The 14,601-nt window shown below is 49.1% G+C and carries 9 protein-coding genes; 6 read left to right on the top strand and 3 right to left on the bottom strand.

Annotated elements, in window-relative coordinates; genetic code table 11:
* A partial coding sequence (locus CKO12_RS10840; RefSeq protein WP_200154762.1) for a Calx-beta domain-containing protein occupies positions 1-3,753 on the bottom strand: 3,753 nt, incomplete at its 3' end.
* 180 nt (positions 3,754-3,933) lie between these two features.
* Here CKO12_RS10840 and CKO12_RS10835 point away from each other — a divergent pair.
* Positions 3,934-4,089: a hypothetical protein gene (locus tag CKO12_RS10835; protein ID WP_200154761.1), complete on the top strand. Its 156-nt coding sequence runs from the start codon at positions 3,934-3,936 to the stop codon at positions 4,087-4,089.
* A 65-nt stretch (positions 4,090-4,154) separates the two neighbouring features.
* Here CKO12_RS10835 and CKO12_RS10830 read toward each other — a convergent pair whose 3' ends face one another.
* Positions 4,155-5,297 carry a putative CRISPR-associated protein gene (locus CKO12_RS10830; protein ID WP_200154760.1) on the bottom strand — a complete coding sequence of 381 codons (1,143 nt, stop codon included), beginning with the start codon at positions 5,295-5,297 and terminating at the stop codon, positions 4,155-4,157.
* Positions 5,298-5,410: 113 nt separating this feature from the next.
* Complete coding sequence (gene uvrA, locus CKO12_RS10825) at positions 5,411-8,254, bottom strand: excinuclease ABC subunit UvrA (RefSeq protein WP_200154764.1); 2,844 nt, start codon at positions 8,252-8,254, stop codon at positions 5,411-5,413.
* 122 nt (positions 8,255-8,376) lie between these two features.
* Between uvrA and ssb the strand changes: the two genes are divergently transcribed.
* The 5 genes from ssb to CKO12_RS10800 are packed head-to-tail and all read left to right on the top strand — an operon-like array spanning position 8,377 to position 14,601.
* Entirely contained in the window at positions 8,377-8,895 is a 519-nt protein-coding gene (gene ssb / locus CKO12_RS10820; protein WP_200154759.1) for a single-stranded DNA-binding protein, read from the top strand.
* A 31-nt stretch (positions 8,896-8,926) separates the two neighbouring features.
* Positions 8,927-9,985 (top strand): dTDP-glucose 4,6-dehydratase, encoded by a 1,059-nt coding sequence (gene rfbB / locus CKO12_RS10815; protein WP_200154758.1) that lies wholly within the window; start codon positions 8,927-8,929, stop codon positions 9,983-9,985.
* A 2-nt stretch (positions 9,986-9,987) separates the two neighbouring features.
* Positions 9,988-10,869, top strand: coding sequence for a glucose-1-phosphate thymidylyltransferase RfbA (gene rfbA / locus CKO12_RS10810; RefSeq protein WP_200154757.1), 882 nt, complete (start codon positions 9,988-9,990; stop codon positions 10,867-10,869).
* Entirely contained in the window at positions 10,866-11,417 is a 552-nt protein-coding gene (gene rfbC / locus CKO12_RS10805; protein ID WP_200154756.1) for a dTDP-4-dehydrorhamnose 3,5-epimerase, read from the top strand. The genes rfbA and rfbC overlap by 4 nt, the downstream gene beginning before the upstream one ends.
* 58 nt (positions 11,418-11,475) lie before the next feature.
* On the top strand, positions 11,476-14,601 hold the full coding sequence (locus tag CKO12_RS10800) for a hypothetical protein (protein ID WP_200154755.1): 3,126 nt from the start codon (positions 11,476-11,478) through the stop codon (positions 14,599-14,601).

Below are 14,601 nucleotides of genomic sequence, written 5' to 3'. Positions count from 1 at the left end.
ATTGCCTTCCGTAATGGCTGACACTGACGCAAGATTGAGCGTCGGCAAGGTGTCATCATTATTGATCGTGCCCGTCGCGCTCGCACTAGTTCCTAGCGTTGCATTCACGGGCGTATTCAAGCTCACAGTGAAATCTTCATTCGGCTCAAATACCGTATCACCAGCGACGTTAATCGCAATGGTGGCAGTAGCAACTCCAGCAGCAAAATTCACCGTGCCCGTCGGCAATATGCCACCCGTGAAATCAGCACCAATCGCTGGATTAGTACCGCTGCCTGCAACTGACCAATTCGCACTTGATGCAGTGGATAAATCACCCGTTCTATTAACGGTGACATTCACGGCAGTAGAGCCACTATTGCCTTCAGTAATAGCATAAACTGGCGCAAGATTAAGCGTGGGCAAGGTGTCATCATTATTGATCGTGCCCGTGGTATTCACACTGGTGCCCAGCGTTGCATTCACGGGCGTATTCAAACTTACGGTAAAGTTTTCATTCGGCTCAAATACCGTATCACCAGCAACGTTAATGGCAATGGTGGCAGTTGCCACTCCAGCAGCAAAATTCACTGTGCCCGTCGGCAATATGCCACCCGTGAAATCAGCACCAATCACTGAATTAGTACCGCTGCCTGCAACTGACCAATTCGCACTGGAGGCAGCGGATAAATCACCAGTTCTATTAACAGTGACATTTACAGTGGTAGAGCCACTATTGCCTTCAGTAATAGCATAAACTGACGCAAGATTAAGCGTGGGCAAGGTGTCATCATTATTGATCGTGCCCGTGGTATTCACACTGGTGCCCAGCGTTGCATTCACGGGCGTATTCAAACTTACGGTAAAGTTTTCATTCGGCTCAAATACCGTATCACCAGCAACGTTAATGGCAATGGTGGCAGTTGCTACTCCAGCAGCAAAATTCACTGTGCCCGTCGGCAATACTCCACCCGTGAAATCAGAACCAATCACTGAATTAGTACCGCTGCCGGCGACTGACCAATTCGCACTGGAGGCAGTGGATAAATCACCCGTTCTATTGACGGTGACATTTACAGTGGTAGAGCCACTATTGCCTTCAGTAATAGCATAAACTGGCGCAAGATTAAGCGTCGGCAAGCTGTCATCATTATTGATCGTGCCCGTGGTATTCACACTAGCGCCCAGCGTTGCATTCACGGGCGTATTCAAGTTCACAGTGAAATCTTCATTCGGCTCAAATACCGTATCACCAGCGACCTTAATCGCAATGGTGGCAGTTGCCACTCCGGCAGCAAAATTCACCGTGCCCGTCGGCAATATGCCACCCGTGAAATCAGAACCAATCACTGAATTAGTACCGCTGCCGGCGACTGACCAATTCGCACTGGAGGCAGCGGATAAATCGCCAGTTCGATTAACGGTGACATTCACGGCAGTAGAGCCGCTATTGCCTTCAGTAATAGCATAAACTGGCGCAAGATTAAGCGTCGGCAAGGTGTCATCATTATTGATCGTGCCCGTGGTATTCACACTAGCGCCTAGTGTTGCATTCACGGGCGTATTCAAGTTCACAGTGAAATCTTCATTCGGCTCAAATACCGTATCACCAGCAACGTTAATCGCAATGGTGGCGGTTGCGACTCCAGCAGCAAAATTCACCGTTCCCGTTGGCAATACGCCACTCGTGAAATCAGAACCAATCACCGGATTAGTACCGCTGCCTGCAACTGACCAATTCGCACTGGAGGCAGCGGATAAATCGCCGGTTCTATTAACGGTGACATTCACAGCAGTAGAGCCGCTATTACCTTCGGTAATGGCTGACACTGGCGCAAGATTAAGCGTCGGCAAGGTGTCATCATTATTGATCGTGCCCGTGGTATTCACACTGCTGCCCAGCGTTGCATTCACGGGCGTATTCAAGCTCACAGTGAAATCTTCATTCGGCTCAAATATCGTATCACCAGCAACGTTAATGGCAATGGTGGCAGTAGCGACTCCGGCAGCAAAATTCACCGTGCCCGTCGGCAATACGCCACCCGTGAAATCAGAACCAATCACTGAATTAGTGCCGCTGCCTGCAACTGACCAATTCGCACTTGATGCAGTGGATAAATCACCCGTTCTATTAACGGTGACATTCACGGCAGTAGAACCGCTATTGCCTTCAGTAATGGCGTACACTGGCGCAAGATTAAGCGTCGGCAAGGTGTCATCATTATTGATCGTGCCCGTGGTATTCACACTGCTGCCCAGCGTTGCATTCACGGGCGTATTCAAGCTCACCATAAAATCTTCATTCGGCTCAAATACCGTATCACCAGCAACGTTAATGGCAATGGTGGCAGTAGCGACTCCGGCAGTAAAATTCACGGTACCCGTCGGCAATACGCCACCCGTGAAATCAGCAGCAATCGCCGGATTAGTACCGCTGCCTGCAACTGACCAATTCGCACTTGATGCAGTGGATAAATCACCCGTTCTATTAACAGTGACATTCACGGCAGTAGAGCCGCTATTGCCTTCGGTAATGGCTGACACTGGCGCAAGATTAAGCGTGGGCAAGGTGTCATCATTATTGATCGTGCCCGTAGTATTCACACTAGCGCCTAGTGTTGCATTCACGGGCGTATTCAAGCTCACAGTGAAATCTTCATTCGACTCAAATACTGTATCGCCGGCAACGTTAATAGTGATGGTGGCATTTGTCACTCCAGGAGCAAAATTCACTGTGCCCGTCGGCAGAATACCGCCAACGAAATCATCAGGTGATACGCTACCACTTACAAACCAATCTGCAGTGGACGTGACGCTAAGATCACCGCTACGGGTAACGATCATCGTCATGAGCATGGAGCCACTGTTACCTTCAGTGACAGTTGATGGATTTAACGATAAGAGTGAAAGCAAGGGTAAAGGTAAAGCTATTCCCTTTTCTATACTAATTGAATAATTTTCTGGCATACCAAAAAACGTGCTTACTGCAATCATATAAGTACCAGCCGCCAAACCAGATAGACTAAGATGACCAGCTTCGGGAACTATTGGTGGATAAACATTAGGCCAGTCAATAGAAGTTCCTGTAGCATCGTAAAGAAGAACGCGTAAATATGATTTATATCCAAGAGGTATCACTATCTCAGTATTAGCGTTCCCAATAGAATCTAAAGTAAAAAGAAACCAATCAGTATCGTATGATTCAATGCTAAGTTCGTTTTCAGTGCGCGTACCATTAATAGTGCCAAGGTTGGTAGCAGTTGCTGATGTGTCGTTGTCCTCGAAGCGGTCACGGATGACGAGCACTTCCGTAAACCTCGCCCGCGCTGCATCACTAAATGGCGCAATAATGCCATTCAATTCCCAAGTACCCTGTTTATTCGATGCGCCAATCAATCCCTCTGTCGCCAATACCCGCGCTCCGGTTGTCACCGCGACCGCGTGAATAAATGCTGCACCCAATTCACCCGCGCCGGTGCAACATGACCAAAAAGCAATCTCCACATCGCGCCCAACAGCGCCATTGAGATGCTGGTGGAAATCGGCAGCAGTCAGTGCCCGCTCACCGAGCCGGATTTCACCGGGCGCGCCATGTGCGAGCAGATGCAGTTGGGTTAAATCTGGCTGTGCCAGCGCCCTGAAAATCAACGGCATTGCGTCTTGATTGGATGCGATGAGCCAAGGCTCAACGCCTGCATCCAAACCAGCAAGCAGTTGATCAAGGTTTTCAAGTTGGGCGTCGGCGATTAAAATAGTTTGCGAACTGCTGAACATGATGGACTCCAAGAAACAGAGAATGTTGATTGACAAAACGTGCAGTATGATTTTAGTACATAGTAGGTTTGTATTAACATAAATAGTTTTAATGACACATTAAAAATTTTAATTAAAACGAAACAATACGACGAAGATTAAAATATAGCTAATGAACAAATTGATTGTGGCGCAACAAACATGATTGAAGATACTGCGCCGATTTTGACAATCATTTTGTGGTGGATAAACTATATCATTTTTGGCATTTGTAGCGTCTTGAAAACCGGCATTTGGTTAGTGAGTAATACTTTGAACATTAAAGATTACTTGGCGGGTGGTGATTTAAAAAGATAAGGCATCTACTCATGGCTAACGTAACAGCGGCGATTTTTTTCAAGACCGCCGCCCCAGCGAGACCCTCAGCTTTCGTACAATTCCATCCGCACAAACGGTTCATATTGCGCTCGCCGCTCCGCGACAATGCGTTTATCAATCTCACTGTTCCGTTTTTGCGCAAGCAGCGCTTCATATTCGTCGTGATCAGTCATGCGCCAAACTAACAACCGCCAGCTTTCAATAGATGCGAGATAACGGTCACGGGTGTGTTCACCTGGTTTTAACCAGAATAAACTGTTGCTCCAGCTTTCATGTTTACCAACTGCCAGTTGCTCTGGAAACCGCGCTACCCGCTCTAAATACTCAATGGGTTTACAGCCATCAATTGCGCGCACCTTGCGCAAATCATCAAGTGCCCGCCGTGATAAAAAGGGCACCAACGCAGTGGGACGTTCTAATTCTTCCCACACTAAAAAACCCACTGGCGATAACGTCATTTGCTCCGCGCCCATATCTTCAAAAAGCGGTTCTAATACGGCACGTTCTTCAAAAGGAATGGCAGCATTTAATTCAGTGCGGGCAATCGTCGATTCCTTTTGAATGCGTTCCAGCAGCGTGCGAATCGGTTCTAAACGTGAACGGGAAAATTCAACTGGCATCATCGGCAGCGGAATAAGGGCGCTGGATTGTTCAAAGATGTATTGCGCCGGAACGCCTTTGAGCATTCCAATCAATACCGTGTATGGCACCAAACTTTTGAAGCCACCAGTCGGATTAAGAATGCAGTTTGTGGTGCCGTATTTTTCAATCTCGCGCAGCACGGCTTGGGTAAAATTCAACACGCCAACTGCGCGGAATTGTTGCGCGTCCATGACCTGTAAACCGACAACAATTTCAATGCGACAACTGATGCCGGGCTGGGCGCGATCTAAATACTGTTTAATGGCTTCGGCGCAGGCTTGTCCATCCGCAGTTTCAGAACTGAATAAAACCACCGTATCGCTGGCGTTGACATTCATGCGTGCCAATGAATGCAATTCCGCTGATAAATCGCGCTTTAACACCAATTCATCATCCATGCGGGCGCTGCGGAAGGTGTCGTAAATCAGTTTGGCGGCTGCGGAGACGCCGCCTTGTTCAATAACCCAGTTGGCGTTGAAGGTGATTTTTTGTGCATAGAGCTTTTTAGCTGCGCTGGTGCCGCAGGTGCAAAGATACGTCGGCATTGTGGTGATTCCTCAACAGCGTTAAATGTTAAAAAAGCAGACGAAGTGTCTGCTTTTTAGTGTCAACGGAAAATGACAAATGTCAGAAATAAGCATGAATCTCAGTTAGCATTTCACCATCCCCGCGCCAGCAGTGGCGCTAAAAAGTGTCCAGTGTGAGAATGCGCGATTGCTGCGATCATTTCCGGTGTTCCAGTTGCGATGATTTCACCGCCGCGATTGCCGCCTTCTGGACCTAAATCAATAATCCAATCGGCAGTTTTAATCACGTCTAAATTGTGTTCAATCACTACCAGCGTATTGCCTTGATTCCGCAAACGATGCAGCACGTCGAGCAAATGTTTGACATCGTGAAAATGCAAGCCAGTGGTCGGTTCATCGAGAATATAAAGGGTGCGCCCAGTATCGCGTTTACTTAATTCTCGGCTGAGTTTTACGCGCTGCGCTTCACCGCCAGATAACGTAATTGCGCTTTGACCGAGTTGCACATAACCCAAACCGACATCAATTAACGTGTGTAATTTCCGCGCCAGCACCGGCACTGCTGCAAAAAATGTCAGCGCATCTTCTACCGTGAGTTTTAATACTTCATCAATCGTTTTGCCTTTATAACGAATATCGAGCGTTTCGCGGTTATAGCGCCGTCCCTGACAAACATCGCATTGGACGTAAATATCGGGCAAAAAGTGCATTTCTACGCGAATTAATCCGTCGCCTTTACACGCTTCGCAGCGCCCGCCTTTGACGTTGAAACTAAATCGCCCCGGCGTATAACCTCGCGCTCGCGCTTCTGGCACTGCCGTAAATAAATCGCGCACGAGATTGAATAAACCGGTGTAGGTCGCGGGATTGGAACGCGGCGTGCGTCCAATCGGACTTTGGTCGATGTCAACCACTTTGTCGAAATGTTCAATCCCTTCAATCGCTTGATGCGGCGCAGGTGTGACGCTGGCATCGTTGAGCTGCCGCGCCAGCACTGGAAATAACGTGTCGTTAATCAACGTCGATTTGCCGGAACCCGACACGCCAGTCACGCAGCACAAGGTGCCGACCGGAATTGCGGCAGTGACGTTGCGCAGATTGTTGCCGGTCGCGCCGATGATGCGCAGTTGCCGCGCTGGATCGTTGGCGGTGCGCTGGCGCGGAATCTCAATCCGCAGCTCGCCGCTGAGATAGCGTCCGGTCAGCGAGTTGGGCGCGGCAGCGAGTTCGGCGGCAGTGCCGATGGCGATGATTTGACCGCCGTGAACGCCCGCGCCGGGGCCGATGTCCACCACCACATCCGCCGCTCGCATCGCCTCTTCGTCGTGTTCCACCACAATCACGGTATTGCCGAGATCGCGTAAGTGATTGAGCGTTTTGAGCAAACGGGCGTTGTCGCGCTGGTGCAGCCCAATTGACGGTTCATCCAAGATGTACATCACGCCGACCAAACCGGCTCCGATCTGGCTCGCCAAACGGATGCGCTGCGCCTCGCCGCCGGAGAGCGTTTCGGCGCTGCGCTCCAGCGTCAAATAATCCAAACCGACATCGACCAGAAAACGCAGGCGGGTGGCGATCTCTTTGATGACGTGTTTGCCGATGTCGCCGCGTTGTCCGGGCAGCGTCAGCGTCTCGAAAAATTGCAGCGCGGCACCAATCGGGAGTCGCGTCACGGCGGGGAGATTGAGCGGCGGTTGGGTGGCGGCGGCTGATTCGTGAAGCAAAAAGACATGCCGCGCCGTTTCATTGAGCCGAGCGCCCTGACAGGTCGGACACGGTTGCTGCGACAGATACCGCGCCAGCTCTTCGCGCACGGTGTTGGAATCGGTCTCACGATAGCGGCGCTCAATGTTGCGCAAGATGCCTTCAAAAGGCTGCGGTTTCGCGGTTTTTAGCAGCGATAACTGGAATGTTGCGCTGCCGCTGCCGTGCAAAATGACAGCGCGAACGCTTTCCGGCAGCTCCAGCCACGGCGTTTCAACATCAAAACCGTAATGCGCTCCCAACACGCTGATAATGTGGAAATAAAAGGCGTTGCGGCGATCCCAACCGCGCACCGCGCCCCCCGCTAAACTCAACTGCGGATGCGCGACGACTTTGTCGGGATCAAAAAATTGCTCAACCCCCAGCCCATCGCAGCTCGGACACGCGCCCGCCGGATTGTTGAATGAAAACAAGCGCGGCTCGAGTTCGGTCACGCTGTAGCCGCACTGCGGGCAGGCGAATTTGGCCGAAAAAGTCAGCGGCTGGCGCTCCGGTTCATCGAGCCACGCGAGGCGAGCGATGCCACCTGCGAGCGCCAGCGCCGTCTCGAACGATTCCGCCAGCCGTTGCGTGAGATCGCTGCGCACGCGAAACCGGTCGATGACGACGGCGAGATCGTGCTTTTGTTTGGGATCAAGCTCCGGCGCAGCGTCCAATTCATACACTTGCCCATCAATCTGAGCGCGGATGAAGCCTTGCGCGTGCAGCTCGGCGAGCAGGCGTTGATAGTCGCCTTTGCGAGCCGCAATCAGCGGCGCGAGCAGCATCACCTTGTCGCCCTCCGGCAGCGCGAGCACCTGATCGACCATCTGGCTGACGGTTTGCGCGGCAAGCGGGAGCAGGTGCGTTGGGCAGTGCGGCTGCCCGACGCGGGCAAATAGCAGCCGCAGATAGTCGTAAATTTCAGTAATCGTGCCGACGGTGGAGCGCGGATTGTGCGACGTGGTTTTCTGTTCAATCGAAATGGCGGGCGACAAGCCTTCGATGTGATCGACGTCCGGTTTTTCCATCACCGACAAAAATTGCCGCGCATAGGTGGACAGCGATTCGACATAACGGCGCTGCCCTTCGGCATAAATGGTGTCAAATGCGAGCGAGGATTTGCCCGATCCCGACAAGCCAGTGAACACAATCAGGCGGTCGCGGGGCAGGTCAAGGTCAACGTTTTTGAGGTTGTGGGTGCGGGCACCGCGAATGTGAAGAACGTGCATGAGTGAGCGTTGCCAGTGCAGATTTGGAGAACCGATCATGGTAACTGCCACCGCTGTGGTGCGACTGCTATGATTGATTTTTGAGCAACGACAGTGCGCCCTGCGGGGCGGGAGAAAGATAGATGGCTGGTATTAATCGTGTGATTTTAATCGGAAATCTCGGCGCTGATCCCGCCGAGTTGCGTTATATGCCCAGCGGTGACGCGGTGATTAACGTGACGTTGGCAACCACTGAAACTTGGAAAGATCGCGCCACCGGGGAAAAACGCGAGCGCACGGAATGGCACAAGATTGTGTTCATTGGCAAGACGGCGGAAATCGTCAAGCAATATCTGCATAAAGGTTCGCAGATTTATATTGAAGGCAAGCTGCGGACGCGCAAATGGCAAACGCCAGAAGGTCAGGATCGTTACACCACCGAGGTCGTTGTGGACATCACTGGCACCATGCAAATGCTCGGCGGACGGCAAGAGCAGCCGAGCAGCGGATCGTCGGTGCCATTTGATGAGGAAGCGCACTATCAAGGGCAAGGGCGGCCGGCCAGTCGTCCGCAAACTGCACCTGCGCCCGCGCCATCCAGCTCCGCGCCGGCGAGTAATTACGGCGGCGGCAGCACCTATGATGATGATATTCCATTTTAATTCCGGTTTGATTTCAGTTTAGGAGACAACGATGCGCACCATTTTAATCACTGGCGGGGCGGGTTTTATTGGCGGGAACTTTGTGCATTTCCTAATGGAAAAAACCGCCGTGCGGGTGGTTAATCTGGATGCGCTCACCTATGCCGGTAATTTAGATACGTTAGCGGCATTCAATAACGAACCGCGCCACATTTTTATTCACGGCGATATTAGCGACCGTGCTTTAGTGAAACAACTGCTGACTGAATACGCAGTTGATGCAGTGGTCAATTTTGCGGCGGAAAGCCACGTTGACCGTTCTATTGATGGCCCTGCCGCATTTATTGACACCAATATCAGCGGCACCTTTCAGCTGTTAGAAGCGACCCGTGCTTATTGGTTAAGCTGCGCTGCTGCAAAGCAAGCTGCATTTCGGTTTTTGCACGTTTCCACAGATGAAGTCTATGGATCACTGGGTGCCACCGGACTATTTACGGAAACAACGCCGTATGCGCCCAATTCGCCGTATTCCGCCAGCAAAGCCGCTTCGGATCATTTAGTTCGTGCTTGGTTTCATACTTACGGCTTGCCAGTACTCACCACCAACTGCTCGAATAATTACGGTCCCTATCAATTCCCGGAAAAACTCATCCCGTTAATCCTCTTAAAAGCGCAACGCGGCGAACCGCTGCCGATTTATGGCGACGGCGGCAACATCCGCGATTGGTTATTTGTCGGCGATCATTGCCGCGCCATCTGGCGCGTATTAGAAGCGGGAATCGCAGGCGAGGTTTATAACGTTGGCGGGAATAGCGAACGCACCAATTTAGAAGTCGTTGATACGCTGTGCGGGCTATTGGATGAATTATTGCCAGATTCACCACAACGCCCTCATGCGCAATTCAAACAATTTGTCAGTGATCGCCCCGGTCACGACCGCCGTTATGCCATTGACGCCAGTAAATTGCAGCGCGAATTAGGTTGGCAACCGCTTGAAACCTTTGAATCTGGATTGCGAAAAACCGTGCAATGGTATTTAGACAATCCCGCGTGGTGTGCGCGAGTGATGGATGGCAGTTATCGTGGCGAACGTTTAGGTATGGAGCAATAAAGATGAATCGCAAAGGTATTATTTTAGCGGGCGGATCGGGAACGCGCTTGTATCCTTTAACCCGCACCATTAGCAAGCAATTACTGCCGATTTACGACAAACCGATGATTTATTATCCGCTGGCAACGTTAATGCTGGCGGGAATCCGCGAGATTTTAATTATTTCGACTCCGCAAGATTTACCGATGTTTCGCGCCTTGCTCGGCGACGGAGCGCAATGGGGCTTAACGCTTGAATATGCCGAACAGCCGCGTCCAGATGGATTAGCGCAAGCCTTTTTAATTGGGCGAGAATTTATTGCTGGTGCGCCATCCTGTTTAATTCTTGGCGACAACATCTTTTATGGTCATGGTTTGGTTGGGCAATTACACGCTGCAAATGCGCGACAACAGGGCGCGACGGTGTTTGGTTATCATGTTGCTGATCCCGAACGCTATGGCGTCGCTGAATTTGCAGCGGATGGACAGGTGCTCAGTTTAGAAGAAAAACCCGCAGTGCCAAAATCAAATTGGGCGGTGACGGGTTTATATTTTTATGATGAACACGTCTGCGAATTAGCGGCAACGCTGCAACCATCAGCGCGGGGAGAATTAGAAATCACCGATTTGAATAACTGTTATTTGCGTGCTGGCAATTTATCATTAACCCGCATTGGACGCGGCACCGCGTGGCTAGATACCGGCACTCATCAATCGTTAATGCAAGCGGGGCAATTTATTGAAATGATTGAAACGCGGCAGGGCTTAAAAATCTGCTGTCCCGAAGAGATCGCTTATTTTAACGGTTGGATTGATGATGCCCAACTCACCGTTCTCGGCGAGGAATTAAAAAAGAGCGGTTATGGTGAATATCTGCTCGGTTTATTACAACGGGAGCGGGTATGAATATTATTGAGACCACAATTCCCGGTGTACTGATTATTGAGCCTAAAGTTTGGGGAGATGAGCGCGGTTACTTTTTAGAGACTTATCGCGCTAATCGCTACGCAGAACTGGGCATTCCAGCGCCTTTCGTGCAAGACAATCAATCGTTTTCACGTCAAGGTGTTTTACGCGGGCTGCATGTACAACATCCGAATGCGCAAGGCAAATTGATTCAAGTGCTTGCCGGAGAAGTATTTGATGTTGCGGTAGATATTCGCCGCAGTTCGCCGACTTTTGGCAATTGGGTCGGCGTGACGTTATCCGGTGAAAATAAACGCCAGTTTTGGATTCCAGCAGGGTTTGCGCATGGATTTTTAGTGACTGGTGATCATGCACTGTTCATGTATAAAAACACCGCTTATTATAGTCCAGAACATGAATTGAGTATTCGCTGGGATGATCCAGATATTGGCATTGATTGGCCATGCACGGGAACACCAGAACTGTCAGCGAAAGATCGTGCTGGCGTATATTTGCACAATCTACCCCTTGATCGCTTGCCAGATTAAAAAGAACACTTAAAAAACTGCACCATTGAAAACTAACACCTAAAAAAGGCTACATCTCATGTCAGAATCAACACAACAACGCGGTGCAACCGTAAGCGCCAATGCTCAAACTCCTTCTGTTGATCTCACCGCGTTAGTTTCTTTTCTGGTAGCAGCATTTCCTGCACAAATAGATCAAAACAATCAAGATATGGCTTGGCCCGTATTATCGTTTGAACCAGAAAAGCAACGACTGAGTATTAACGTCTGCGGCGTGATGCGACGTTTGATGACGCATAAAAAAATGCGTGAACAATTTAAGGAGACAGACAGCAGTGGATTTTTACGAGATTTAGTCAAGCCAGCTAAAAATACTACTGCAAAAATGGGCGGGAGAATTTTTCAAGATAATTTTGGCGGTTTGGCGCAAGCCACTGATAAATTAAAAAGCTGCATTAACGCGCAACTCGACCAATTCAATTTCAGTACAGACCAGTTGCTAGTGAGTGATCCAAAAGCGGCGCTGGATACGTTAGGCGCTGCTGTGAGTTTAAATAATGCTGTTTATCGAACACTGCCCGCAAAAATGGTACCGATCGCCTTTGCCAAAGCAAAGAGCACATCTAAGCAGCGCCCGGTGGCGCGAATTTTTTCAGCAACCGAGTCAATTCCAGAAGATAATTGGGCGCAGCTATTAGCAAATAGCATTGCCGATGCGTTGGAACAACGTGATGATGAATTTAGTGAGACGCAGCGCGGAAAATTAATAACGGCGCTACTACAGGAAGCCAATCAGAAAGATAGTCAGATCACACGCTTTCTAAACTTTATTGAAGATAACGCTCAAGCACGGGTACGCTTAAAAGTTAGCTTTGCCATCATGCGCAATCTCGCTAAACGCGCCGACACACTTAATGGCGATAATTACGAATTATTTATTGATTATGTACGGCGCGTCATTGAATTATTTTGGCTGTATGGTACACCTGAAACCGAACAGGTTTGGCAGCTCGATGTATCACGCGATTATGGTGAAGCGGCACATTTTTCTGCGTTTGATGAATTAGTGAAAAATGGCTTTTACAATTGTTTACCCGTGTGGGCAGAATGGAAAGCGCAAATTTTTGAAGCGCGTAAACCGCATTCAGTGGAAACTGAACGTGAAGTCAGTTATCGTTTTCGTGTAAACGGTCAAGACCCACAAAACGAGTTAAAACCAGCGTTTATCAGCCGTTTAGAAAAGTTGCGAGATACTTTAGAAAAAACGGACACTGTACAAAAGCCAACACGTAATATCATGCAGGTCGCATTTCTGTGGTTAGTACTGAATCCAAATATTCATTTGGCGCAGTTACAAATGGCAGCAGAAGCATTGTCACTGCGTCTCAAGCGCGATGGTCGCAATGGTATATTGCAATTGATTGACGAGTTATGGAATTGGAGTGAGCGCGTCAAAAAAATAAGCCAAGCGTTAAAAGAGTTGATAAAAAATTCTCCCGACGTGATTGATGATAGTCGAAGTGATGTGAGTGATTTGCATGTAGTGATACAGCAAGCAATTATTGATTGGGCAGCATTAGAACGGTGGCGCGGTACAGTACCCAATCCGCTCGTGAAACCAAATCATGGTCAGCCTGAAATGACTGAATGGTTTAAGCACCTTCAAATTACCCATCATCCCAATGAAGTTGTTGATTCACTATTTTCGGTGCGGGTGCGTACTACGCTGCACGAACGAACACTCATCAGCCAAGATGATGCAGTCACCACAATACAAACCATGCGCGAGATTCCTGCTCAATTATTAAATATCACTTGGCGACCGCTGAAGGTTGAACGTACATTAGAAAAACACGCTCCGATCAGCCTTAGTAAAATTGATTCCGCATGGTTAATGGGTGCGGGTGTCACCATTTGGTATGAACCGGATTTTTTTAATCAAAAAGATCATCCGAATCATCCCGATGCGGATCGTCGTCAATATCGCGCTGCTGCAATTGCTGCATTTACTATTATGGTGTACACGGTATTGCAAATAATTGTTGATAGATTAAATTCAGGGCGTGAACAACCACTCACAGCATTAATGTTGCGCATTCAGGCACAAGGTAAAGATGCGGATGATAAAGCAGGGGATCATTTAGTTTATGCTGCTGCGCAAGCAATTGAATCAGCATTAATGCGGGATTTACCAGTAAGAATGCAGGGATTGGTAACTGAAAAAGCAAGTAACTATAAAAAACAGGGTGCCGCGTTTGCATTTTCTGCTGCATTTCCATTGCTGTTTAGTGCAACGCCAACAGTCAACAACATTGCCATCGTAGTTTATGCAACGCGCCCCTGTGATGCGAATACCCAAATTCCAGATGCAGATGGTTTTATATTTCGTGCTAAAACGTATCTTGCTGATGCTATAACAGCGCCATTGACTGGTTATCGGTTGCGCTGTGAACGAATGCAATCGCAAGTTGTACCCAACCAAGATACCTTTGAAAATCCGCAATTGATCGTTGAAGAAATAGCGCGGCTAAATCGTCTTGGCTACGAACATATTATTTTAATTTCTGATCACTATAGTAATCGTCGCATCAATCGTTCCGCGCCCCGCCATTCACCACATACGCAAACCCGTTTTGTAGAAGAAATTGCAACACATTTTCCAACGGTCAATTTATACATGTTGCGCCGCGATGTATTTACTGCAATTCGCTTGCGGTCACGGGATAAAGACGAATCCGCATTTTATACCACCGGTTTATCCGATCATAATCATGCCGCTATTCTACCGGGGGAATTAGGCAAACAATTGATTGCAGTATTAACTTTTGCCACGCTGACAATTGTTGGGAATGACAATACTGAGCGCCCACAATCGGGATTTTGTACCTACTTTTTTGACACCGAAAATACTGGCAATAACGTTGAATGGCGCGAACGCGCTCGCGCTAATTTATTAACTAATTCTGGCGTCCGTGATGCACTGCTCGCGGTATTGCGTAGTTTGCATTTTTTAGAAACTGAAAAGCAACCACAAAAAGGTTACAATAAGCCAGTGCTCGATCCTTTCAGTTGGATTCAACCGACAACAATTGGCGGTGCGGGTGAGATTCAAGTCATTCCAAAAAGTAAATCTGCCGGAGCAACTGAATTATCATTGCCAGCGATATTGACCACAATCAGTGACGTACTGCATCTGGGTCATTAA

The organism is Chromatium okenii, from assembly GCF_016583745.1.
Lineage (GTDB): Bacteria > Pseudomonadota > Gammaproteobacteria > Chromatiales > Chromatiaceae > Chromatium > Chromatium okenii.
The sequence above is the reverse complement of the archived record's forward strand: the minus strand, read 5'-3'. Positions and strand labels throughout refer to the sequence as shown.